We start from the raw sequence: 26,133 nt of genomic DNA, 5'->3' as shown, positions 1-26,133 counted from the left end.
TTCCGGGCTCGGAACCGCGTGGTACAGCGCTTTCCCTCATCGTTTGGTACCCATTTCTCGACTGAGATCAGTTCTACCACGATCGGTCGTGGCCTTTGCTTTGCGAAGCACCGGCGAGTCGACGCAGCGATCCGACAAACGATGCGGAACCGGAATCGGCCAGCACCGACATCGTCTTGGTGCTGGCCGATTCCCGTCGAAGTGAAGGCCTGGAACAAATATTGCTTAATGTTGTGTTTGCGTGTAAATGAAAGTCTTGACGCATCAGGAAAGATCGCACGAACGAGTCATTCCCTCTGGATCGCTGGAAGGTAATCTCGGTCGTCCTCAGTCCATCCACAGTCGCCGAGGGACTTTTGAAGCGCCTTGCGCGAGCGAGAGAGGCGCGACCGAACCGTGCCCACCGGAACTCGGAGCTTGGCGGCGATCGCCTCGTATTCCATTTGCTCAATTTCCCTGAGGACGAAGACTTCACGGAAGCAAGCGGGTAGTCGGGAAATCGCCGCTTCGATGCGGATGCCGAGTTCTTTGGCCTCGAGAATCCGCGACGCCTCTCCCTCAGCTTGGTTTTCAGGGCGATGTGCACCTGCCCTTGTCTCATGGCACCGTCGCCGTAGGCGGCAACGATTGAGATGAAGACTGCGATGGACGACGGCCCGGGATAGCCACCCGGTCGGGTTCGGGGGCAGCCGTCCTTCGCGCCAGAGACTGGTCAGCGCTTCCTGCACGGCGTCGTCCGCCATGTCGTCGCTTCGCAGAATCCGCCTCGCCAGTCGATAGAGACGATCGAGTCGCGGCGCCACGGTTTCCGCGAACTCAAGATGCCACGGACGTTGAAGCGCTGGTTTCGATTCGTCAGGCGAGACATCGATGGGACGGTCAGCCGCAGTCTCAGGCCCGACAGGTGAGTGGGTATCCGGAGTTTTCAAGAGGCCGAGGTCCGTTCTCGGCGCATGCGCGGGCCTCACCGACATCGTCGGCTCCTGTTGAATGGCGTGCCCCGAAGGTCAGCTCGAGAGGTCGTTCAATGACCTTGGAATGACCGCGAGACGTCTCCTGTACTGGCCGATGGCGGCCACTTTCGCGCAGGATATCGGTACGTCGCCAGTCGGATCGTGCCGCCAATCAAACCTGGCTATGCTCAAGCGACTCATTGAAAAATGTGAGGCGGGAGCTCAGTAGATTTTCGGGGCGCAGCAGGAATCCGTTTGCGATGTGAGTCGCCAATGAGGTGGCTTAGGCGTAGCTGGCCAGGTGAAACGGCGGTGCGCGCGGACTTCTGGGCGTATGCTGACATGGTGTCCCGTACGCGATCGAGACGACCGTGACGTGAGGCTGGTCGATGGGGCGGGAGGTGAGGGACGTCGTCCTGACCTGCAATTGCCCTTGTGACTGGAAGTCGCAGAGAGGGCAATGATCGTTCGCCGCGGAGATCGTTGGATTCGACCCCTCGTCGCAGTGACCGCCAGCGTGGTCATGATGCGCGAAATTCGCGTCCGCGAGCGAGTGCAGTCCCGAGCCGCACAGCGAAACCAACCCGTAGAGGGCCAGCAGCCATTGGACCAGGAAGTGCCGAACAGGTCGGGACAAGAATCGTAACCCTTCGCAAGAAATCGAGGACGCTCCCAGCGTGATGGTCCGAGAGCCTGGCGACGAGGAAGGTCGGACCGCGAGATCCGAACGAAGGCAGAACGTCGACGGCATGATTTTCAACAGCATTTCGAGAGTTGTCAACCGATAAATCTAGGGATTTCCCTCACTTTCCTCTCGCCAATCTCATCAGGATAAACCCTGGGAACTTTCGCATGCCGAGCGGCACTATGGTCGGTTGGAACGCGCATCAGTTGTTTGTTATCCGCACAAAGCGCAAGTTCCTACCGATCGATCACTGGATCTTGCGCAAACCGATCGCGTCGTCGGCGCGGCGCTCCGTTCCTGAAAATTTTCAACGATCCGCCACCGAGCAAAAGCACCGATGATTCTTGGCGCTTCCGCAACGGGTTGTATCCAGTAGCACGGCCGGCCCGGCCGTATCCCCCCTCTGGAATCCGCAAGAATCATCAGTGCTTTTGCTCGGTGGCGGATCGTAAAAAAAAATCTCCTTCCCAAGCACGGAACGCTTGAGAAGGAGATTGAGAATACCGGATCGATTGGTAAGCCCCCAGTCGGAGGTCAGACCTTGAATTCACTCAGTAGCTGTCGGCAGAAACGACTTCACCACCGGACTTGGTGCCGAGTGCCCAGTAGGTCGGGGGGCTGATCGAGTCCTTGATGAACTTGACGCTACCGTCGCAGAACGCCATGTTCACGCCGCCGGAGTGATTGCTGTTGGCGTTGATGAAGCTAGCGAAATCGGCACCTGCATTCGTGTCGGTTCGGCACGAGCTCCAAGGGTACTGCGAGGAGTTCGGTGTGACGACCGTGTTGAAGAAGGTGTATCCGGGCGAGCCGATTCCCCAGAATTGACCCCGGTTCGAGGCCGTACCGGTTGTGCTTGAAATGGCAGCGGCCCAGATACCGTTACAGGCAGTGAGCCCGGCCTGCACATTGGCGTGGAGGGCCACAGTCGTCCCGGCTGCGACCACCGGATTGAGCATGTTATTGGTGGAAGAGGTGCCGGTCGTGCCGACCGAGGTCCGCTTGTTGACGCGGGGGTTGTTGTTGCCGACCACAGCTTCTGACCACATGATCGTATTTGACGTTCCGTCCGTGACCGCGGAGACGTCGTACGAAATCGTGTGCGCGAAGATGCCGGTGGCTCCCCCCCCGAACCAGGGGTCGGTCGTCGTGCCCATGCTTCCGTGATAGTTGTTTTGACGGATTCCCGAGCCGGTGGTGATTGCCTGACCGTCCGACGGGCAGAGGAACGCGGCAATCTTGGCGTTGAGGGCGGTGGAGTTCATCGGACCGCCAGGAAGGAAGCTGGGGTTCGGGTTCAAATTGAAGTTGCAGGCGTTGAAGATGGCCGTCTGCTCGAGGTAAGGGAGCATCATGGCCTGCCCACTGAAGTTGCCCCAACTGCTCGCTGCGATCGCCCCAGCGCTATTGCCGAGAGTATTGGTGGCATTTCGCAGAGGATAGCTCTGGTTGGCCGATTGATACGTGTTGGCCGCCAAGCCCATCTGCTTCAGGTTGTTGATGCACTGAGACCGGCGGGCCGCTTCTCGGGCCGCCTGGACCGCGGGGAGCAAGAGGGCAATCAGGACTGCGATGATCGCAATAACGACGAGGAGTTCAATAAGTGTGAAACCAGACCGGGACGACTGAGGACGTTTCATAAATAACCGATCCTTTCCCGAGCGAAGAATTTGGGGAAACGAGGAGGAGAGGTATGAAGGCAACTGATTGCGCAAGTTCGATCAAAGATTCAAGGAGGCATCACGCCGACGCGGCCCTTACCCTTCGGCGCACCAGACTTTGAAGCGGCATCGTTCGCTGAGGTCTGGTCCTGGACCTCTTGCTGCACAGCCTGTTTCTGAGCGTCTGTGAGGACAGGGGGCTCATCACTTGATGAGCAGCCACCAAGCAGGGCAGTCGACACGAAGCCTAACCCCATCAGCAAGGCGCCAACGAGTCGAAAGTGTTTCGCACGTACCAACGGAATTCTCCCTGACAGAGTGGAAGAGGGTGAGCCTTTTCTCTGACTTCCTCTTGAACGGGGGATGTTCCCCTCAGAAACGGCGTCAAAGCATCCTTTACACTCGATGAAAACGAAATTCTTAGGAGTGTAGAGTGAGCTTCAGGAAAAAGGCTTTCCCAGCAGCGATTCAATGGATGTCGCACGAACAATAACTTTGCCTAACGGGGGAGATAGGCAAAGTAATTATTACCGGAATCGCGTGACTGCAAAGAAAAACGCAAAATTTATCGGAAAATCATCAGAAGGATTGCGTGGGTGGATACGGCGCTCGTGGGGGTTTTGTGACCACGCATTTTGTGGCCTCGCACTGAATCATGATATCCCATTGTCGCCATCGCTTTGTGAATCATCCGATTCATTCGGCCCGATTGCAATCCCGAAGGCGCGGAATTTCGCTTCCGTTACGTCCGATTTTGAAGCGGACACGCTCCTGTAGTCACGAAGATCGCACGAGGAAATATGCGGTACCACGTGTCCTAAGAGCAGGGGACGAGTCGAGAAAGAGATCATAAAATCCCCGCCCTTGTTTACGATGTTCGATCTTCTACGGGGGCGGATTTCATGGGAGCCAAGAGACTTCGTGTCGGAGGAAGAATGTGATCCGAAACGAGTAGGGTTCGCTCGCTTGTCCCTCAAGTTGGAACCTATTGTGTGTTGTAACTGATTGTCTGATTGAGGCTTGCGTAAATTGGGTCTGCCGCGGATTGGAGTTCTGGTTGGAATCGATTGGGATTCGTTCGCCGGTCCTGTGGCGACAAGTCTGGAAGCATGGAGGCGTGATTAGTCGTGAATATCAGTGTAACGCTGGAGTCAGGCTCACTGATGGGCTGGCTTCACTCAACTTTGATTTCGCTGGATGCACCGCACTCACTGGGACTTCCGCTGATTTCTCCCACTCGTCTTGTATCTCCGAATTGTCTCGTTTTGATCTGTCTTAATTGTCTCGTTTTGATCTACCTTATTTGATTTGCTTTCACAGGCCGTCGTCATTGGGATCGCCCGTCGTGCCGGTACAATCGAATCACTCCGACGCCGCCGCACGCCAGGATAGTGCCATCGGCCGTAAAGGCCAGTGCGGTGATTGGTTCGTTTCACTCCGAAACGGTCCAGCGGATCTCTCCGGTCGCGACCTCCCGGAGCCAAACGGTCCCGTCCCGCCTGGTCGTGGCTGATTCCCGGTCCCCGGGCGCAAATGCCACGGCATGGATTGATGTTGTGACCGCTCAACTCCCTGAGGAGATGACCTGCGCCGAGGTTTTACAGTCTGGGCCATGTGTACCGTCGTCGGGCCCTTTTGGAAGCAGGGCCTGGAGACTGTTGAGGCTTCCATAGGGGGTGGGCGTTCGCCTCTTCTATGGACCTGGTTTTTCGGTTCATCCCGTCCGCACCAACGGCACGCCACCTCGCGCATCGGGACTGGCTCTGGTGTCGGCGGATAAGCAGGGTGGACGGGGGCCGGCCCGATCGGGATGATAGCGGTTGCCAGACACAGTCGAACCTCCTTTTTTCAAGCGTAACGGTCCTTTCATGATCCTGAAACTACGCCGGCCAGATGACTTCCACGTTCACCTACGTGATGGAGAGATGCTGCGTCAGGTGGCCCAATACACGGCCTCTCAGTTTGCGCGGGCGCTCGTCATGCCCAATGTTCCCCCGATCGATACCGGTCCCCAGGCGGAACGGCTCCGCAACGAGATCTTGCAGCACGTCAGTCCGGCGAGTTTCACCCCTCTGATGACGATTCGACTTACAGAAAAGTCGATGCCCGAAACGATTCACGAGGCCAAACGCTGTGGCGTTGTCGCAGCCAAGGTTTACCCACAGGGCGTGACGACCGGATCACACGGCGGGCTCACGATCGATCAGCTTCAGCAAATGGGGGCCGTTTTTGCCGCCATGCAGGACGTGGGCATGATCCTGTGCTGGCACGGGGAGTTTCCAGGGCCTGGCTGGCTCCAAGCCGAACAACGGATGCTCCCGGAGATCCGTAAAGTCGTCGACGACTTCCCCAGGCTGAGGCAAGTCCTGGAACACATCAGCACGCGTGAGGGAGTGGAATGGGTTCGAAGATGCCCGGACATGGTGGCAGGCACGATCACGGTGCACCACCTCTTCTTGACCCTGGACGACCTGGGAGGTCGGGGGAAGTTTGGACGCGGCGGGATGCTCCAGCCCCATTACTTCTACGCCCCGATCGCCAAGGATGATTCCGACCGCCAAGCGCTGGCAGAGGCTGCGATCGAGCCATCGGGCAAGTTTTTTCTGGGAACCGATTCGGCTCCGCACCCCATCGACCGCAAGTTCAACGTGGACGCCGGATGCTGCGCAGCGGGCGTCTTCTCCGCGCCGGTGGCCATGGCCGCTCTCGCTTCCAAGTTCGAAGAGTTGAACGCTCTGGACCGGCTTGAGGGTTTTACCTCAGCCCATGGCGCCCGTTTCTACGGGCTTCCCCTCAACGAGGGATCGATCGTTCTGGAGAAGCAAGCTTGGGTCGTCCCCGAAACTGTGGCCGGGATGGTGCCTTTCCTCGCCGGAGAGGAATTGAGTTGGCGGGTTGCAGGCATCGATAACGTGTAGAACCATGTCGGGTTGGCAAGCAATCGAGATCGACTGTCTCATTTCAACCACCAACGCACTTTGGATGGCCGCTGCTGCCCGACGGCAGCTTCGCCATCCTGTCGCCGGCCAGCTTTCTTGCAATCCAACCGGATCGACTTCGCGAGCGGGACTCGGCCGGCCGGTCGTCGGCCCGCTTCGCATTCCAATTCCGCGGGGCGATGTCGTTCCTCCGTTTCTGCGGACCAAAGCGTCTGCGTCTTCGGCGGGTCCGTCACCTTCCTGATCCCGTTCTTGACGGCTCTCAAGGCGATCGCGGGCGAGATTTCCCACAATGTTTGCCTCCGCATGGTTTAGGATAGGTCCTCGTTTCCAGATCGCAAGGCGCGTCTCGAAGGACTCGATCCGTGATGAACGCTCGGCGCGGGCTTCGGCTCGGACTCGGTCCGGTCTTCGCTTACGAGTGGATCGCCACATCAAGGCGATGGCAATGGTATGCGATGCGGTCATTATTCACGGCAATGCTCTTCGTGGCCTTGCTCGTGGTCTTGTCACAGTCCAGTACACGACCTAGCGGGATGACGTTGCACGAGCTGGCGACGCTCGGTAAGAATTTTTTCATCGCCGTGATCGGAACCCAGTTGACCCTGGTGCTTCTCGTGGCTCCGGCCGCCACGGCGGGCGCGGTCTGTCTCGACCGATCGTCCGGCATGTTGACCCATGTTCTCGTTACCGACCTCTCGGACTCCGAGATCGTGCTCGGCAAGCTCGCCGCGCGGCTCGTGCCCGTGCTCGGCCTGGTTGCCTGCGCGTTGCCCCTGATGGCGATCCTGACCCTCCTCGGCGGCGTCGACCCCAATGCGCTTGTTGGGGCGTTCATCGTGACGGTCGGTATCGCCGTGCTTGGGAGTTCGCTTGCTTTTGCCTTTTCGCTCTGGGTGAAACGGACACACGAAGCGATGCTCGGTACATACGCGATCTGGGGGATCTGGCTTGTTGGGCGGCCGTTCGTCACGCTCGTGAACAATGCGTACGGCTGGTCGCTGGCCGTTCCTCCGAGTGTCGCCGATCCATATTATCTGGCCTTTGCGCCTTATTTGTTTCCCGGCACGGTATCGTTCAGCGATTACCTTTGGTTCCTGGCCATAACGACCGGGGCCGCTGCCATGCTCGTCGCTCTGACCATTTCGAGGCTTCGAGCCGTTTGTACCCGGGTAAACGTCCCCAGGAAACAGAGCCTTCGCGGCCGGTTGGAGAGGCTCAGCGATCGCATTGACCCGAGACGCTTCTTGCCCGGTCCGTCACTCGACTTCAACCCCGTGCTCTGGCGTGAGTGGCACCGCGCGCGTCCCTCACGATTGGCGCGGCGTGTGTGGGGACTCTTCATGGTTGGGGCGGTAACCGCCAGCGTTGGGGCGATCGTGGCGCCAAAGTCGTCGTTCGCCATGGCGTGGGTCAACGGCTTGCAGGTCTCGATTGGTATGCTTCTGCTGAGCGTGACGGCGGCGACATCCCTTTCTGAAGAGCGGGTGCGGGGCAGCCTCGACGTGCTGATGACCACAACGCTCTCGACTCGCGAGATCGTCCTCGGAAAATGGTTGGGGACGTTTCGCCTGGTCCCGTCGCTGGCGGTCTTGCCGGTGCTCGTCGTCCTCAGTAGCGATCCGTTGAATTCGCTTTATCTTCCGACCGCCCTGATGACGCTCGTCTTTGTATTTATCGGTGGCGCGGTGATCACCGGCCTGGGACTGGCGATGGCGACCTGGTGTGCCCGGCTTGGCCGGGCGGTGGCGCTGACGGTCTCGGCATACGTCGTTGTGGCCGTCGGCTGCTTGTTCATCGGAATGTTGTTTCAGTCCCAGCACAGTGGAGAAGGGCTCATGATGGCCAGCCCCTTCTACTTCGCGGGTGTGCTTGCGGCCGACATCTGCGGGCCAGGCGGCGGGCGGCAACACCTCGAGTGGGCGGTCTTCTGGATAGTGGTCTATAGCATGGCCGACCTCGGGTTGCTGGGCGCGACCCTCGCCACCTTCAACCGCTGTCTCGGCCGCGTCGAGGCGGGACTTCCCCTAACTCGCCGGAGAATGCGGGGAGTGGACAAACCCGCGAAAGTCATGGGGATCGCGGGAGAGGAATTTGATTAATAGCATGTACATGGTTTGATTTGGCGTTGGGCGCCTGTGAAATCGGGCCGGCGTTTTCCAGCCGATCGCCTATCCCCGAGTCGTTCACAATGGCCCAGGTGGCGATGAAGTGCGAGGTCGGGTATCGCACTTCAAGCGTGCCGACGAGTGTATAAGTCACTTGGCGAGGTTCAACTCATCGAGCAACCTGTCGGTCTTCGCCTCTAGATCATCCGCGTATGTGGCATTGACGAGTTGCAATCGTGTGTTGATCAATTGTCGAACCAGTTGTTCTCGTGGATCCCCTGGAGCCTCGGTTTGATTGCTAACAAACTCAACGAGCATCATGACCAGATAGGGCGGTAGGCATGCCGGATCGGCGGCTATCCCAAGCAGTTCCGCGCAGTAGCGACGAATGTCTTTCTCGCGGCGAGGAGTCAGGGGAATGGCGTACGTCAGCGCCCCTCCAACGATCCCGATGACCAGCGAATAGAGCAACCCCCGTGTTGCAATGATTCCGAACTCGTCGATATGTTCGCCTGTTAAGTGCATCATTAATGGCATGAAGGCAAGAGAGCCGACGAGACCAAGCGTTGCAAACAGTGAGCGAACATAGGCCATGGCTACCGATGTCTTATCGAGCGAAGCTAATGGAATACCGATGATTGCCGAAGTTTGGATGCTCGCGAGAAAAGGAATGCCCTTGGATTCGGATGGCCCCTGTTTCTCGAAGTAAAACGACTGCAACGGATAGATAGGCAAGCATTGGAGCATGAAAAATTTCGTTACGATTGGTGTGCCGGAAACGGATTTAACTCGACCATACGTGTCGCTCCCTGTGTAGACGGTCATCTTGAAGAAACCTCTAATTTCGCCGCACAATGGGAAACTTTGACGGCCCCACGCCGTCAAAGAAGTGAGCTTAGCAGTCAGCCAGGTAGCTCACCACGTTGCCTGGCTCGCACGGACGATCCATCGCAAAAAGAATTCGTGACGTTAGAACTTAGCGGTCCGCCGCAATGAGTTGCGAAAAATATCTATATGACGTAATGGTGTACGCTGGCGGTGTACGACGAAATCCCCTCGTCACCGCAAACACGGCCGAGGCAGTGCCGAACTTGACCATCGATCTCACCCAAGTCGGGATCGGCCGAGTCGAAGATGACTTTCTCGAAGAAATCGAACCGCAGTTCCGCCGCTACGAGACCCTACCCTTTTCTTGTTTCACAGGTGATTAATCGGAACAATTGAGAGCGCCAAGCGGCCATGTACCCAACAGAGGCAAATCCGGAAGCTTGGCGAGTCCGCCAAGGCTCTCGGCCTGACGCCCAGATCTCCCAGAGATCCTCATTGTAGTGTCTTGCTACTCAATCCCTCAATTTCCCAGATGCCCCCGTTGGAGTGCCTGGCTATGAACTCTAATCATCTCTCGGACCGACCGATGTAATTCCCGGGAGCTGAGCGTGAAATCGGCACATGGTAAATCTACACCCCATTTCGAGAGTTGGCCAATTCACAAAGTTGAGTTGGATTGCGATACCGAGCCCCGAGCATTCGCTCCAGCCATCGGTAGGTGGCCAATTGGGAATGCACCTTCTACAGGTAATGCCGAGAGTTAGGGGAATCCGCCAGGACTTCCGGCCAGACTCCATTTTTTTGCGAAATCTCCCAGAGATTCCAATTGAAGTGCTTGGCTGCTCAATCCCGGTGGTGTGAGCCGAACGAGGGATAGGGATAACGTCCCAGAGGCGGCGTGAGTACGCTGAAGCGTGAGGTTAGGCGTCGTTCCCTGCGCTGGAAGAGTCGGAATGTCGGGCCTTCAATGCCTGGACACGCTCCCAGACATCGTCGTTCATCATGTACTTCCAGACGCCGCCGAGCATCCTGGCGAACTTCGGATCAGCCGCCGCGCGCTCCTCGACTTTTTCGATGTAGTCAGCACCATGCCAACCCATCAGGTGTTCCATCGGGCCGGCGGCGACGTGGCCCAGATCATCATCCGAATCCGCTTCGGCTAACACCGCCTGGATGAATTGCCATTGATGCTCCGGCGCGGCCGTGAAGTTCATCATCACAACCGAGTGTCCCACGCCCCATTTTTGTTCCTTCGACGGATTTCGCAACTCTGCCAGCCAGGCACTGGCGAATGCGTGCCAATCGGACGGGCTAAATCGCTGCCAACGCTCATCGATTGGCATACACCCTTCCAAAATAGGTGATTATGCGGACGAACAAAATATGTGCTCTCGCGTCCTGGAACGCAAGCGTCAAATCCGTACACCTACGGTTCTCGTCCTTCGTCGCATGAGTTGTAAGTTTCGAAGGCTGACGAAGAGACACAGGCAACAAAAGCTTCTCCGTTATCCCGACAAAGGGTCCAGTGCACCGAGGCCGTCGATTGCGGCCTCGATCCGGATGGGCGAGTCGCCGGTGCCACCCGGTCACCACGCTGTCGGATCAATCGTCGACTGATCGGGATAACATCGTCGGGGCGGCCAGAGGCCGTTGCCGTGAAAGGTTACTGGTCGGCCGTGAATAGAACGAAGCGGCCTTCGGTTGCCGCCTTGGAATACAGACGACAGAGGTTCTGGAACCATCCCCAAGTGTAGGCGAAATCGAGTTCGTCGACGGTGCATCCGTAGCGGTCCGAGTCGATCGCGAAGTAGCGGCGACGGAATTCCGATTCGGAGACTCCCGACAGCGCGGCGGCGATTTCGCGAACCTGCTCGGGCGATTTGAGGCTCAGGATGTAATCGGGATCGGTGTAGAGCAACTCGCCGGCCAGGACCACATGATTGAGCGGATACTCGCCGCCATCCCAAGTCAACTCTCCGTCGGTAAGCGCGCGGTGGATTGCGTCCCAGGCTGTGTCCGTCTCGGCGAGGTACTCCTTGTGATCGGCGAAGTAGGATTCCTCGATGTTCTCGATGATGTAGTCGAGCCGAGCCTGCTCACTTGGTAGCGCACGCAGTTGCTCCGCCTCGGTTATGGACAACGCAAAATGAACCCCACGGCTCCCCAAGAGACCCCTCCCACCTATCAGGTATTGTGAGGACCATTGGACGAGAGTAGCGCGGCGAAGTGGTCACGCATCCAAAGGAGGCGAAGTCGGAAGCTTGGGCGATCCGCCAAGCTTCGCGGCCAGTTCCCCATCTATTGGCCGAATCTCTCTGGTCAACAAGCGAGAATGCTTGGATAATCAAGCAAGTCATCACAACTTGAACTTATGCGATGAGCTCGGCGATCGGCTTGCCCTGATCGACAATGGGGGTGGGGCGTCCGTTGAAGTCGTTGATGAGGACTTTCGAGCCGTCGATGCCCAGGTGGTGATAGATCGTTGCCAGGAAGTCGCCGGGGCTACAGACGCGCTCGATCACGTCCTCTCCACGCTTGTCGGTGGCGCCGATGACGCGGCCGGTGGTAATGCCGCCGCCGGCCCAGAGGTTGGAGAATGCGCGGGGCCAGTGGTCGCGGCCAGGTTGCACGGTGCCTGCCGCGGCGCTCGCGTTGCCGGCGCCGGTGCTGCGGTCATATTCAATCTTGGGGGTGCGGCCGAACTCGCCGGTGACGACCACCAGCACGCGCTTGTCCAGGCCGCGGGCATAGACGTCCTCAATGAGAGCGGTGACCGCCTGGTCGTAAGCCTCGGCGCGGAAGCGCATGGCATCGAAAACGTGATGGTTCACCGCGTGATCGTCCCAGTTACTGACCCGGCCGCAAAGGGGCCCATTCAGACTGCTGGTGATGATCTCCGCGCCGGCTTCAGCCAGTCGGCGGGCGAGTAAGAGTTGCTGTCCCCATCGATTCCGTCCGTAACGGTCGCGAACGCGTGGATCTTCCTGGTTCAAATCGAACGCTTTTCGCGTCTGCGGATTGGTCAGGAGGGTCATCGCCTGCGTTTCGAACTGGTCGAGGGCACCGAGTTCGCCCTCGCGGTCAAAGCTCCGCTCGAGGTTGTCGATGCTCTGCCGGAGCGCTACGCGATTGCCCAGCCGGATCGCCTCAGCGGGATTGGCGAGGCCGATGTTGGGCACCTCGAAGTTCGGCCGGTTGGGGTCGTCCTGCACCGAGAATGGGGAGTACGCATCGCCCAGGTAGGCGGGGCCGTTGTATTCCAAGGGGGGATTTACTCCCACGTACCTCGGCAGCGGATTCGAGCGTTGCGGATCCTGCGAGCGCAGATAGTTGACGACCGACATCCAGTCCGGCAACTTGGGCTTGGATTTATCACGCTCATCGGGATCACCCGAGAGCATTTGCATGGAACCGGCCGGGTGGCCCGGGCCCCGGTGGCTCATCGATCGCAGGATCGTGAACTTGTCCGCGATCTGTGCGTGTCGCGGCAAGAGTTCCGTGAACTGCAGGCCGGGCACCTTGGTGTCGATCGTCTTGAACGGGCCCCGATACTCGCTGCCGATCTCGGGCTTGGGGTCGTAGCTGTCGAGGTGGGATAATCCGCCCGGCAGCCAGACCATGATCACGGCCGTCTTTTCGTGGCTGGACGGGAGGGGGCTGGCCGCCCGTAGCTGCATCAGGTTCGGCCAGCTCAGACTTGCGAAACCAGTCAGCCCGAGACGCATGAAGCCGCGTCGGCTGAAGGGACCGGGGCAAGGGACAGGTGATCGAGACCGGGAAGTTGATGATGACATGAGATTTGCGCCGGTGAAAAGTATGTGGGAATCCTCGGACTCCGGTGTTCGACGGCGATCACGGCATTTTCGTGTTCGACTCAGCCCCAAATGTGGCCAGTTCCTGCCCCGTTACCCCGTTCCAGACGCGGAGCATGCTGTCTTCGCCACCGCCGATAATCAGGCCGGCGGTGGCTGCGCTGGCCGCAGATTGCATGAAATCGGGCAGCTTGGCCATGGCTCGGATCTGTCCGCCGTTATCGTCCACGATGCGGACCAGGTTGTCCCCGGCCGACGTGACGATCTGCTTGGTCGCTCCGATGAACTGGAGCGATGTCACCTCTTTACTCCAGCCTTCGATCTTCTTCTTCCGCTCTCCCGAAATCATGTCCCAGACGACCACGGCACTGTCCGCGCCCGCAGTGGCCAGTACGCGCCCGTCTGCACGGAAGGATACCCCCAGAACATGATGAGTGTGTCCTTCCAGCACATTGACGAGCTTGCCGCTGGCAATCTCGGTGACTCGCGCGATCTTGTCCGCGCCTCCGGAGGCGAGCCGTTTGCCGTCCGGAGAAAAGTCGAGACTGAGCACCGCGTCGCCATGCCGTTCCTTCCACTCGTTGACCAACGTGCCACTCGCGACGTCCCAGAGGCTGATATCACCGGATCGCGTCGGTTCGCCCCCACCTGCTGCGAGTGTCTTGCCGTCAGGGCTGAACCGCAGGGCGTTCACGCGATCGACAAACGGCGAGGCCGCCGTCTCGCCGCCGAGCGTCCGCTCCAGGACCCATTGCGAGGCGGTGCTCACGCGTACGGTCGAACCCTCCGCGGTAGCGGCTGAGAAGTCGCCATTGGCGCAGGTCACGAGGGAAGCCGACGGCGTCGGCCCGCGGCCTGGCAGGTGCCGGGTGGGCAGACCTGATGCGACCGCCCAGACGCGCAGCGATCCGTCACTCAATGCGGCGGCCACGGTCTCTGTATCCGCGGAAAAGCAGACGGCCAGCGGCTGAAGCTTTCGGGCCGCGGCGGACTTTCTGGTCGCGGCCGCATCCGCTGTCGCCTTGTCCTGCGCGGCTTTCGCTTTTGCCGAGGCTGCGTTGGCCGCGACGACCGTACTCGTGTTCCGGGATTGGGCCGCCGAGTAATTCTGGGCTTCGACCTCGGCATCCTTGAGATGAATCTCCCGTGCTTTCAAGGCCGCCAGCGCCGCACTCTCCGCCAGGGTGGCGGCCATGAGCTTATCCTGGGCCTCCTTCTGTGACTTCTCAAGCGCGGGATCGGGCTTGCCCTCAGGGGCCTTGGCGATCTGGTCCGCGACCGCGGCGACGTCTTTCTTCGCCGACTCCACCGCGTCGGTCGCCTGCTTCAGGGCGTTCCCTTTTTCGACCAGGTCCTTCCGGACCGTCGCGATGGTCTCGTTGACCTTCGTCAGCAGTCCCTCAAGCGCCTTGTTTTGGGCCTCGATGCGTGCCGCTTCCTGTTTCTGAAACGACATCTCGAGCCCTTCCGCCGCGACGACCCAGTCCAGAGCGGCCAGTTGCGTGTTGGTCTCCAGATCACCACTCAACTCGATGACGGACATTCCGGCCGCCAGGTCCCAGACCTGCACGACACCGTCGGCACGGCCAGCGGCGAGCCGCTTGCCGTCACTCGACACCCCGAGTGCCACGACGTCGGCGATCGCGAGCTCACGGACTGGATTGGCTTCGGACAAGTTCCACAAACGCACCTTGCCCTCGGCGCTCGCCGCGATCAGAAGATCGGCACCGGTCTCGATCGCCGTAATCGCTCCGGTCGCCCCCTTGAGTTCCTTCGAGATGACAAGCTCCGCCTTCTCCTCGACAGGCAGCGACCAGAGGCGCACGACCTTGTCTTCGCCCCCGGTGGCGATCGCTTTCCCATCGCGCGTCCAGGCCAGGGTGCGTACGCCGGCGAGGGACTCCTTGCTGGCGATACGCTGGCCGTCCGCGAGGCTCCAGAGGCTGAGCACGCCGTCGGTTCCGTAGGTAGCAATCTTCGCTGCGTCTGGTGAAAGGTTCAGCAGCGTCATGCTGCCTTGGTTCCCTGTCGGGATCGTTTTCAGTGTTTTTCCATTGGCGGCATCGAGCACGTGCAGGGTTCCCTGCTTGTCGGCAGACACGACCTGCGTGCCGTCCGCCGAAAGCACCGAAACGACCGCGGTAAGCGTCGGGTCGCCGTCTCGCGTTGTAGCGAGCACGTTCTCCCGCCGCCAGATTTTCACCTCGCGGAAACTTCCCGAGGCGAGCCTCATGCCGTCAGGACTGAACGCCAGCGACTGCACGAGGGCCCGATGGGCTGCACCCGTAATTTGAGGGGACCCTGGCTTGTTGAGCGACTCATCCGCGAGGCGGGTGACGAGCCGTCGTGTCGCCAGGTCGTAAACGAAGATCTGGTTCGCCCGACCGCAGGCGGCGAGCTGGCCGTCCCGGGTCATCGCCACGCTGTAGATCGGATTGAGGCCTGGCGGCAACGGCTGCCAGACCACTTGTCGCGCCTGCATGACCGAGCTCTTGGCCCCTTGGTCGATCCACGTCTTGAGCAATGCGAGCTCGTTGGGCGTGAGATTCAAGGCGCCGCTTTTGTTTCCCTTGGGCGGCATCTGGATGTCCCCGTCGTGTGCCGCGGCCTGGAATATCAGGCTCTCCGCGCCATTGCCAGGGATCACCCCTTCACCCGAGTCGCCCCCTTTGCGCATCGCCTCCGGCGACTCCATGTTCAGAGCCGCCTTGGTCGTCGTCTTGTTGTGGCAGGCGATGCAGTTGGACTTCAGGACCGGATAGATATCACGATAAAAGTCGATCTCCGCGCCGGTCGCCAACGGGTTGACCAGGCACCACCAGGCGCTCAGGATCGCAGCGACGGACGATCGGCGGAGGGCGCATTGCCGAACGGGCGCACTCATTTCTGATCCTTGGGAGTGACAAGAATTCGAATCGGTTCCGCCACCACGATATCGACGATGTCCACGGGTGCCGCCGCATCGGTCGCGGCCTTCATCCGCTTGGCGGCATCTGCCTTGGCGGCCTCGGCGGACTTCTGCTTGCCGACCGCGGCTTTCACGGTATTCTCGGCTTCCGACTTCTTCTCGGGGGGGGCGGCCTTCGCTTCGTCGGCGAGTTTCTTGGCGGCCTCCGCGATGGCGATCGCCTCCTGTTCGGCCTTCTTCTGCTCTTCCTCGGCCCGTTTCACGGCCTCCGGATTGTAGCGGTATTTGGCCACGGCACTGCCGTACAGGACGAGTGCATACTCTCCGGGCGGCGTCTGCAGGGCCGCCAGGTCGAGTACGACCTCCGAGCCAGCCGCTTTGAGTGGAATGTCGATCGCCTTGACGCCTTTGAAGTCGGCTCCCATGGGACTCAACTTGATCGAGGCCCCCGTGAACTCACTCCGCCAGGTGACCTTGAGTGGGATCGTAAGCTTGTCTCCCGCCTTTGCCTCCCAGACCTTGCTCTCGGCCGGTGCGATCGTGATGGGCGCGCCTTCCGATCCGCTGACGGAGACTGGTACGTCGGCAACCAGGCGTGGATTCGGGATCTCCTGGCTCGCATCTTTCACCGGCCAGACCATCGAAGCGAGCCGGCCAGGCCGTGTCACCGTTTTCCCATCGAGCTGAGCGCGGCCGAAAATCTTCGCGCCGCTGAATGAGCGGGGGGCGTTTTCTTGGGCGCTGATCAGCAGAGTTCCCACCGACTTGCCGGCCGGAATCTTCAAGCCGGAGGCCGACACGCCCTCGGGCAGGTCAGACATCCCCAACTCGATCGCGCCATCGAACCCATCGCGCCGCACGACCACGACCTCAAACGCCATCGTCGCCCCCGCGCGGAGCGCGATCGGTTTGGAGAGTGCGTTGCGATCGCCGTTCCGCAGGTTCATATGAAGGGCCCACGCGGCCAGGGCGAAATCGGGAGCCGGCTTGCGAATGATCAGCCGGTAAACGTGGCGAGCCTCGCTGCGCGTACCGCCGAACAGGTCGCGCAGTTGGAGGCGATAGACCCCGTCTTCCTTGATCTCGAGTTTGCCGAGCGCGTCCGCCGAACCGGCGTCGTAGACGGGGCCGTCGTACGAGTAGCCGTTGCTCGATGGTTTGATCGGGCTGGGAATATCGTTGAATTCCGCGACGTCGACGAGCTTCTCTTCCGAACCGTCTTGGGTCACGCGCTGGACGAGGACGAAGGGATCGGTGGGCAAACCGAGACGCTCCGACGCGACCTCCACCCACCACACGTCGCCCTTTTTGGCCGTGAACTCGAACGTGTCGACATCCGCGGCCGGATAGAACCGGCCGTCGATGTCGCAAGGGAGCGTGATCTTCTGCGCCTCGGTTTGCTGGTTGTTGGGCTCTGCCTCTGTGAGTTTGGGGAGGTTCGCAGCCTCATCCGGGACCCAAGAGAACGAACTCACAGTCGTCGTCGAGGGCTGTCGCGGCGCGGGACCGGTGCCTGGTTCTTCAAGAAAGGCCAGCCGATAGAAATGCGTGGGGCCTCCTTGAAAGGTCAGGTCATGCACCTTGACGAAATAGTTGCCATCGGCAGGGGCCTTGAAATCAAGAAGACCGCCGCGGCGATCGGCCAGCAGGTCGCGCCCCTTGTCGTCGGCGATGATTAACACCGGGTTCAGCTTCGAGTCGATGCCTCGTGCCGCGCACTCCACCGCGAATCGTTTTCCCTTCGCGGCCTGGAAGGCATAGAAGTCCACGCTTCTCGAAGTCATCACCGCGTTGCAGATCGAATTCGGTTTGAGCTCCCAGGCCGTCGCCAACGACGTATTCGGCTTGCCCCGGGTTGCCTCTGGCAATCCGCTCACCGAGAAGGCACGTGATGACGAGATCCCCAACCGCGACAACACCCGGGCGTCGTGCACGCCCTGGGGAGCGTCGGCAGCGATGGTGACCACGAACGTGTTGGCTACTGCCTTCCCTGCATCGGAAACCTTTGGTTTCGCGGTGATCTTGGGGTGGGAGAAGAGCAACTCGTTCTCCCCGTCGATGTTCTCGCCTGTGATCGTGACCTCGAAGCTGGTCCCGGCTTCCCCCCCCATCGGCAACATCGTGAGCAATCGCGGCGCGGGGAGGCAAACCAACTGGGCGAGCGACGTGGCGCCGAGCCAGAATCCCATCATGCCGGCGATAAAACGGACGAGTGTTTTTTTGCGCATGATATTAGTGATTGTAGAGGTACTCTTTGGTGTTGGTGATCGCCCAGAGCAGATCTTCGTAGGCTTCGCGCTTGGCCCTTGCGGGATCGAGCGGGTTGCCTTGCGCGTCCAACCGCGACTTGGCGATAAACTCCTCGGCCACCTTCAACTCCTCAGCGCTCGGCTCGCGCGAGTAGGCGGCCAGGTACAGCTCGCTCACCTTCTCGGACTCGGTCTTGTTCGATTTCGACAGCAGGTCCGCGCGTCCACTTGGCGTGCTGAGTTTCGACTTCACGTCTGCCGCGTTCATCAGGTGCAGGCTTTGCGCGAGACTCGGCGACTGGACCCGTTCGCACTCGCAAACGCTCGCCCCCTCGGGCCTGCCGAAGACCTTCAGGAAGGGCGAACTCCGGTTGTAGCTGTTGTCGGGAAGCGAGATCGCACGCGTGCCGGGCGGCAGGTTGGCGAAGTCGGTTTTTGCGCCTGTGAGCTGGTCGAGGGCATCCAGGAGCACCTCGGCTTGCATGCGTTTGGGGTAATAGTGCGAGAAGTTCTGGCGATCGACACCATTGTATGCGTTCGGGATCGCGCTCAATTGATATGTGTGCGACTGGGCGATCACGCGGACCACGGCCTTCAGGTCATAGCCACTGGCGACAAAATGATTGGCCAGGGCCTCCAGGAGCTCGGGATTCGTCGCCGGGTTCGTCTCGCGGATATCGTCCTCGGGTTCGATGAGGCCCCGCTTGAAGAAGTGCTTCCAGTAACGGTTCACCAGCGATTTCGCGAAGAAAGGGTTCGCCTTGTCGCTCATCCAGTCGGCCAGCTTCAACCGCGGGTCCTCGTCCGGGAGAATCGCCAGGGGGGGACCGCCCAGGACCGCCGGTTTCAGCGGGACCTTCGTCTTCTTGTTCTCGAGCTGGGCTGTGCCTCGCTTGTGAAAGATGACGTTCTCGCCCCGGGTCGCGGTTGGTTTCCGTCCCACCTGGCTGAAGAACGCCCCGAGGCTGAAGTAGTCATTCTGGCTCCAGCGCTCGAATGGATGGTGGTGGCACTGAGCACATTGCATGCGGACGCCGAGGAAGAGCTGGGCCACGTCTTCGAGCTGCTGCTGCGGCTCCACCACCCGCTTGTACCAGGCCACGGCCGGGTTATCCGCGATCGTCCCGGTCGCCGCCAGGAGCTCGCGCACCATCTGGTCGTAAGGCTTGTTCGCCAGGAGGCCGTCGCGCACCCAGGAGTGGAATGCGAAGTTTGCCGTGATGTCGCTGGTGTCATCCCGCCTGTTCCGGAGGATCGCGGTCCACTTGTTGGCGAAGTAGTCGGCGTAGTCGGGGCCACTCAGCAACGATTCGATCAGGCGCTCGCGCTTGTCCGAGTCCGCGCTCGACAGGAACGCACGCGCTTCCTCCACCGTGGGCAATCGGCCGGCGATATCCAGCGAGACGCGACGGAGAAACGTGGCGTCGTCGCAGACTGCTGAGGGAGGGACGCCCACCTGCTTCAGGTTGGCAAAGATGAGTGTGTCGATGAAGTTCTTCTCGGCGGGCATCTCCACGACCGGCGCGCCCAGCGGAATCGAGGCGATGTAAACGGACACGATTCCTTGATAGCGCACCATCACGGCCACGTTGCCGGGGATGTCGAGGATCTTGACGAGGCCGTTCTCGTCGACCTCCGCCATCCCCTTATCGTTGGGCTCATAGAGCGCCATCCGGGTGACATCCCCGATGTGGCCGTCCGAATAGTGGGCCAGCACCTTGAGTTGCTCTTCCCCGTGGATCGGCTTCACGTTCCGCTTCGGCTGCACTTCGATCGACACGAGCTTGGGGTCGGTATCCTTACCGTAGGCCATGCCTTCGCTGATCCACTGGGCCAGCCGCTTGTAGCCTTCCGAGCTTGGATCGAGTCGCTTACCGCCGCCGTGCGGGACGAGGTTCGCGGCTTTCAAGAGCACCAAGCTCTGCTCTGGAGCCGCCGGGAACACCCGTCGGCCGTGCCCCTCCTTCACGATATGCTCGTAGTCTTCCTGGGGTTCAAACCCGAGCAATGACAGACGAAAGCCGTTCTGCCCGTTTCCCGCCTTCGCGTGGCAGCCGCCCGAATTGCACGAGGCCTTGGTCAAGATAGGCGCCACGTCGTTGACGAAGCCGAGCGGGCGCGCCGGCTCGTCCGCGAATCCGGGTGTCACGCAGAACGAAAAAGCGGCCACGAAGGCGAGTTGCACGTACGTGTTAGTTTGGCAATTCAGTCGCATCAGACCGCTCTTTCCCAGGTAGAGAGCAGGCTTTCCTCACGCCCCATCCGCCTGACAAGCAGCAAGCCTGTATCTGCCATCAGCATTGGCATCTGGGACATAGCCGATAGAGAGCACCCAGAGACTCAGCACATGCGGTCGGCCGGGAAATCGAGATCGCGGGTTCCCTGGTTTCTGACATCGTTTGGCTTGGAACGCCAATGCGGCGGGAAGAGACGGTTAGGCGAGTCAGGCAGGTGAAGGGCACCGTATCAACATCGGGAAGGCATCGCTCACACTACTAAACATCGACGGCCCCCCTCAGCGTCTGCACATAATAAGTTTAACATCTGGCGGACGCAAGCGTGGGCCGACTTTTTTCCTGTTCGCTTCTCAGTTGAAGTTGGTGTCCCGGCTGACCACTCTGCGCTCGGGCCTCGATGACGCCTCGGAGCCAGACGTGGGAGCAGGTATGACCGCACGTCAGCAATCCTTTTCCCCCAGCGATCGGTGCTTCAATGGGGCCACGGCTCGGAAGCCGTGGATGACCTTGTCCCAGGCCGTCAGCTTGACGTTACTCGGCGAGCTTCAATGGGGCCACGGCTCGGAAGCCGTGGATGACGATCGCGCTGGCGCTGGGCGTCTTCGGGCTGGCGTTGCTTCAATGGGGCCACGGCTCGGAAGCCGTGGATGACGAGGCCTTGCGCGGAGTCGAGTGGCGCGACGTGCACTGGCTTCAATGGGGCCACGGCTCGGAAGCCGTGGATGACGGGAGAAGCTCCGGCTCTACGCCGAGTTCAAGGAACTGCTTCAATGGGGCCACGGCTCGGAAGCCGTGGATGACGAGACGCTGTCGGGTCGATCAGGAGGTAGCCGAAGCTGCTTCAATGGGGCCACGGCTCGGAAGCCGTGGATGACGGTGCGGAAGGATCGGCCACGGCGGGCGTAAATCACGGCTTCAATGGGGCCACGGCTCGGAAGCCGTGGATGACGGCAAGACAACGACATCTGGAACCGACCGAGGAGAGCTTCAATGGGGCCACGGCTCGGAAGCCGTGGATGACACCGTCGGCATGCCCGAGATTGATTGCCGTGTAGAGCTTCAATGGGGCCACGGCTCGGAAGCCGTGGATGACGCTGGAGTGGGCCGGAAAACCGGACGTAGATGGTTTGGGCTTCAATGGGGCCACTGCTCGGAAGCCGTGGATGACGCCGTCGCAAGCAGGGCGATGACGGCCGTGAACTGGAGCTTCAATGGGGCCACGGCTCGGAAGCCGTGGATGACACCAGTTCACCAACGCAAGCAAGAACAAGCTGATCGAGCTTCAATGGGGCCACGGCTCGGAAGCCGTGGATGACGCGGCTTCGACCGGCGTCCGGATCCATCAGGGTCCAGCTTCAATGGGGCCACGGCTCGGAAGCCGTGGATGACGGAGCCCGTGGAACTCCTCCTGGAGGCCGATATTGGGCTCGCTTCAATGGGGCCACGGCTCGGAAGCCGTGGATGACGAGTGGCATCTGCTTATGTACGATAGCGATTCCACGCTTCAATGGGGCCACGGCTCGGAAGCCGTGGATGACTTGCCATCGAGGGTCAGGCGAAGCTCAAGGCTCTGGCTTCAATGGGGCCACGGCTCGGAAGCCGTGGATGAAGTCGAATTCGCGGGAAAGGATCAATAACCATGAATAGCTTCAATGGGGCCACGGCTCGGAAGCCGTGGATGACGACGCTTCGTCGGTCGCCGCAACCAGGGTCTGAAAGCTTCATTGGGGCCACGGCTCGGAAGCCGTGGATGACATAAAATCGTGCTGGCAGAGAGAGGAGGTGTCGCTTGCTTCAATGGGGCCAGGGCTCGGAAGCCGTGGATGACCCAGTCCAACAGGTCGTCTACACGCCGGCTCCGGCTGCTTCAATGGGGCCACGGCTCGGAAGCCGTGGATGACGCGGACCTCAAATGCGGGAGTCGGCCCCACAGCAGGGCTTCAATGGGGCCACGGCTCGGAAGCCGTGGATGACAAGACGACTGCAATTCCAATTCGCCGCCCTCCCGATTGCTTCAATGGGGCCACGGCTCGGAAGCCGTGGATGACGATCGTCATCCTCGAAGACGCCACGGTCGCGATGCTCGCTTCAATGGGGCCACGGCTCGGAAGCCGTGGATGACGGGCTGACCGTGAAAAGCTCAAGGCTGCACTCGAGCAAGCTTCAATGGGGCCACGGCTCGGAAGCCGTGGATGACCAGGGCTCGTTGCAAAGCGATCTCGGCGGAGAATCGGCTTCAATGGGGCCACGGCTCGGAAGCCGTGGATGACCAAGAGTGCCACTTGTAGACTTGACTGTATATGTATTGCGTCAATGGGGCCACGGCTCGGAAGCCGTGGATGACGAACTTGTTCGGATACATCGAGTCCGAAGACACCTTGCTTCAATGGGGCCACGGCTCGGAAGCCGTGGATGACTGGGCGGAAGTTGAGGCGAGAACCAGGGTGGGATCGGTTGCTTCAATGGGGCCACGGCTCGGAAGCCGTGGATGACAAGAAGGACGGGTTCAAGCACGGTAACAAGTTGCTGGCTTCAATGGGGCCACGGCTCGGAAGCCGTGGATGACGATTTCAGGCGGAATCGATTCCATTTTGTTCCGTAAGCTTCAATGGGGCCACGGCTCGGAAGCCGTGGATGACGGAGACCCTGCCGGCCGATCAAATGGCTGATTACGAGCTTCAATGGGGCCACGGCTCGGAAGCCGTGGATGACCGCGGCCTATCGACAGACCCACTGGGTTGCATCAAGGCTTCAATGGGGCCACGGCTCGGAAGCCGTGGATGACGGCCAGGCCCGACTCAGGGTCGCCGATCAGGCACGCCAGCTTCAATGGGGCCACGGCTCGGAAGCCGTGGATGACTGCCTCGCATTCAGAACCGCTAGGGGCATCGGAAGCGAAGCTTCAATGGGGCCACGGCTCGGAAGCCGTGGATGACGCGACCTTTCGCGGCTCCTTTCCTGCCTCGAGGACGCTTCAATGGGGCCACGGCTCGGAAGCCGTGGATGACAAAGTCATCCGTCGTCATCTCGGCGAGAACCGCAAGCTTCAATGGGGCCACGGCTCGGAAGCCGTGGATGACCGGCCTCGCGCTCGATGTCTCGCGAGACCGGGTCGTCGCTTCAATGGGGCCACGGCTCGGAAGCCGTGGATGACCGGGACCGACGCGGGTGGGTTCAAGTCGTTGCCGAAGCTTCAATGGGGCCACGGCTCGGAAGCCGTGGATGACCATGAACTCCGCCCGCGAACATATGCGTGAGCTTGCAGCTTCAATGGGGCCACGGCTCGGAAGCCGTGGATGACCGGACATTCGCGCCGCGACCAAGGCGCCGCTCGCCAAGCTTCAATGGGGCCACGGCTCGGAAGCCGTGGATGACCGTCTCGACATCGGCGTGTCGATCTTAGTGAGGTCTGGCTTCAATGGGGCCACGGCTCGGAAGCCGTGGATGACAGGGCCAAGGCGATCCATCGTTTCGCCTTTCTTTGCTTCAATGGGGCCACGGCTCGGAAGCCGTGGATGACGACGGCGTTTCGTAGGTGACGGTCACGATCGCGTGCGTGCTTCAATGGGGCCACGGCTCGGAAGCCGTGGATGACGTCGAGACTTCGAGAGCGTTGGTCCAGGCCTCCGCGCTTCAATGGGGCCACGGCTCGGAAGCCGTGGATGACTACACGCAGTCCACGGACAGCAGCTATCCGGGCTACGAGCTTCAATGGGGCCACGGCTCGGAAGCCGTGGATGACCCCGGCTTGGCCCGGGGCGTTGGTGGATTGAGGACTGCTTCAATGGGGCCACGGCTCGGAAGCCGTGGATGACAAACGACCGGCTTGATGGGGGAGGACTTCAATCGCCTGCTTCAATGGGGCCACGGCTCGGAAGCCGTGGATGACCTTCGAGGTCTTCGCCAGGCCCCTCATCCTGGTGGCGCTCAATGGGGCCACGGCTCGGAAGCCGTGGATGACCTTGATTGCCGCCGCGATGGTGGCCTCCGTCCCCTGCTTCAATAGGGCCACGGCTCGGAAGCCGTGGATGACGATATTTCCGTGGGGCCATAACACCTGTTAGAACAAGGCTTCAATGGGGCCACGGCTCGGAAGCCGTGGATGACAACACCACCGTCATCTCCAGCGGCTGCTACCAGTAGCTTCAATGGGGCCACGGCTCGGAAGCCGTGGATGACTGACGGGACGGTCGTGGGGTTCAGTTGGGAGGGCCCGCTTCAATGGGGCCACGGCTCGGAAGCCGTGGATGACGCGGGGGTTTGATGGCGAAACCGGCCGACTGATCCAGCTTCAATGGGGCCACGGCTCGGAAGCCGTGGATGACCAGTTCTTGCCGGATAACTCCCGGCCTTACCGCCTGAAGCTTCAATGGGGCCACGGCTCGGAAGCCGTGGATGACGTTTCGCCGGAGAGGGGTCGGTCAGCAAATGACCTGGGCTTCAATGGGGCCACGGCTCGGAAGCCGTGGATGACAGCCTCAGACATGAGCATCGAAGTCCGACTGACTCACGCTTCAATGGGGCCACGGCTCGGAAGCCGTGGATGACGCAGTAGCGACTGGGGGCTCATACCGACCTTGCGGACGCTTCAATGGGGCCACGGCTCGGAAGCCGTGGATGACCGCCAATCCGCTCAAGCGACTCGATCCAGCCGGCGTAGCTTCAATGGGGCCACGGCTCGGAAGCCGTGGATGACGTCCGTACACTTTGGACCGAATAGGTACCGAGAAGGTGCTTCAATGGGGCCACGGCTCGGAAGCCGTGGATGACATGTAACATGTTTCGCCCTCTATGACGGCAATTACTGGCTTCAATGGGGCCACGGCTCGGAAGCCGTGGATGACTAGCCAGGACTTCGATATCCGTACGAACTTCGGCTGGGCTTCAATGGGGCCACGGCTCGGAAGCCGTGGATGACGGCGACGAAGAGGCTGATCACGTCTGGCAGAAGGTGCTTCAATGGGGCCACGGCTCGGAAGCCGTGGATGACCGAAAGGATCTGAGGTCTGGGTTTGACGTTCAACGGAGGCTTCAATGGGGCCACGGCTCGGAAGCCGTGGATGACATTGATGCGGTGCGTGCCGTCGGGCTGGACGTCCACGCTTCAATGGGGCCACGGCACGGAAGCCGTGGATGACATTGCGCTTGAGCAAGGTTGCTAAGGCGCAAGAATGCTTCAATGGGGCCACGGCTCGGAAGCCGTGGATGACTGACGGGCCGCGACTCTGTGTACGTCAGCGCTGAACGCTTCAATGGGGCCACGGCTCGGAAGCCGTGGATGACGCAAACCCCTTGAAACGAAGCGGTTGCCCGCAAGGGCCGCTTCAATGGGGCCACGGCTCGGAAGCCGTGGATGACGCGAGATTCCGCTTCCGACGTTTACGCTGAGCGAGCGTGCTTCAATGGGGCCACGGCTCGGAAGCCGTGGATGACGACGGTAACGACTCAACCTCGACGTCGATGAGGTCGCTTCAATGGGGCCACGGCTCGGAAGCCGTGGATGACGACCCGGTGATCTGCATCCCGAACCGGTTGTAGGCGCTTCAATGGGGCCACGGCTCGGAAGCCGTGGATGACAAGCACCGCGCATGGGATCGGCGGCACCGAGATTGGCTTCAATGGGGCCACGGCTCGGAAGCCGTGGATGACCAGCCTTGCGAGCTACGGACGCAAATTTCGCCACAGCTTCAATGGGGCCACGGCTCGGAAGCCGTGGATGACGACTCGGCCACGCAGATCACCTTGACCAAGAA

Annotated in this window: 12 protein-coding genes and 1 CRISPR repeat array (1 of these 13 only partly in view); of the genes, 2 read left to right on the top strand and 10 right to left on the bottom strand. The window is 60.6% G+C overall.

Going from position 1 to position 26,133, the window contains the following annotated elements; all coding sequences use genetic code 11:
• Nucleotides 1–287: 287 nt before the first annotated feature.
• From V5E97_RS35355 to V5E97_RS35345, 3 genes are all read right to left on the bottom strand, one after another.
• Nucleotides 288–974 carry an RNA polymerase sigma factor gene (locus tag V5E97_RS35355; protein WP_406696235.1) on the bottom strand — a complete coding sequence of 229 codons (687 nt, stop codon included), beginning with the start codon at nt 972–974 and terminating at the stop codon, nt 288–290.
• A gap of 262 nt (nt 975–1,236) precedes the next feature.
• A complete protein-coding gene (locus V5E97_RS35350; RefSeq protein WP_406696234.1) occupies nt 1,237–1,590 on the bottom strand; it encodes a hypothetical protein in 354 nt (117 codons plus the stop codon).
• A 599-nt stretch (nt 1,591–2,189) separates the two neighbouring features.
• Entirely contained in the window at nt 2,190–3,278 is a 1,089-nt protein-coding gene (locus tag V5E97_RS35345) for a DUF1559 family PulG-like putative transporter (protein WP_406696233.1), read from the bottom strand.
• Between the two features lie 1,889 nt (nt 3,279–5,167).
• Between V5E97_RS35345 and pyrC the strand changes: the two genes are divergently transcribed.
• Both pyrC and V5E97_RS35335 read left to right on the top strand, forming a co-directional pair.
• Nucleotides 5,168–6,217 (top strand): dihydroorotase, encoded by a 1,050-nt coding sequence (gene pyrC / locus V5E97_RS35340; protein ID WP_406696232.1) that lies wholly within the window; start codon nt 5,168–5,170, stop codon nt 6,215–6,217.
• Between the two features lie 389 nt (nt 6,218–6,606).
• Nucleotides 6,607–8,340, top strand: a complete 1,734-nt coding sequence (locus tag V5E97_RS35335) for an ABC transporter permease (protein ID WP_406696231.1) — start codon at nt 6,607–6,609, stop codon at nt 8,338–8,340.
• Between the two features lie 156 nt (nt 8,341–8,496).
• Here V5E97_RS35335 and V5E97_RS35330 read toward each other — a convergent pair whose 3' ends face one another.
• The 7 genes from V5E97_RS35330 to V5E97_RS35300 form a co-directional block, all read right to left on the bottom strand.
• A complete protein-coding gene (locus tag V5E97_RS35330; protein ID WP_406696230.1) occupies nt 8,497–9,171 on the bottom strand; it encodes a hypothetical protein in 675 nt (224 codons plus the stop codon).
• Between the two features lie 923 nt (nt 9,172–10,094).
• Nucleotides 10,095–10,391, bottom strand: coding sequence for a DUF6869 domain-containing protein (locus V5E97_RS35325; protein WP_406696229.1), 297 nt, complete (start codon nt 10,389–10,391; stop codon nt 10,095–10,097).
• Between the two features lie 446 nt (nt 10,392–10,837).
• A complete protein-coding gene (locus V5E97_RS35320; protein ID WP_406696228.1) occupies nt 10,838–11,314 on the bottom strand; it encodes a YfbM family protein in 477 nt (158 codons plus the stop codon).
• A gap of 229 nt (nt 11,315–11,543) precedes the next feature.
• Nucleotides 11,544–12,899: a DUF1501 domain-containing protein gene (locus V5E97_RS35315; protein WP_406696227.1), complete on the bottom strand. Its 1,356-nt coding sequence runs from the start codon at nt 12,897–12,899 to the stop codon at nt 11,544–11,546.
• Nucleotides 12,900–13,026: 127 nt separating this feature from the next.
• Nucleotides 13,027–15,870, bottom strand: coding sequence for a c-type cytochrome domain-containing protein (locus V5E97_RS35310; protein WP_406696226.1), 2,844 nt, complete (start codon nt 15,868–15,870; stop codon nt 13,027–13,029).
• Complete coding sequence (locus tag V5E97_RS35305) at nt 15,867–18,122, bottom strand: PPC domain-containing protein (protein WP_406696225.1); 2,256 nt, start codon at nt 18,120–18,122, stop codon at nt 15,867–15,869. The genes V5E97_RS35310 and V5E97_RS35305 overlap by 4 nt, the downstream gene beginning before the upstream one ends.
• Nucleotides 18,123–18,126: 4 nt before the next feature.
• The gene (locus V5E97_RS35300) at nt 18,127–20,358 is read right to left on the bottom strand and encodes a DUF1549 and DUF1553 domain-containing protein (protein WP_406696224.1); all 2,232 of its coding nucleotides are present in this window, start codon (nt 20,356–20,358) and stop codon (nt 18,127–18,129) included.
• A 491-nt stretch (nt 20,359–20,849) separates the two neighbouring features.
• Nucleotides 20,850–26,133: a CRISPR direct-repeat array (repeat unit 37 nt; unit sequence GCTTCAATGGGGCCACGGCTCGGAAGCCGTGGATGAC); it runs 1,504 nt beyond the window's last position.

The sequence above is a fragment of the Singulisphaera photorubra genome (assembly GCF_045290345.1).
GTDB lineage: Bacteria > Planctomycetota > Planctomycetia > Isosphaerales > Isosphaeraceae > Singulisphaera.
This window is presented reverse-complemented; position numbering and strand designations above follow the sequence as displayed.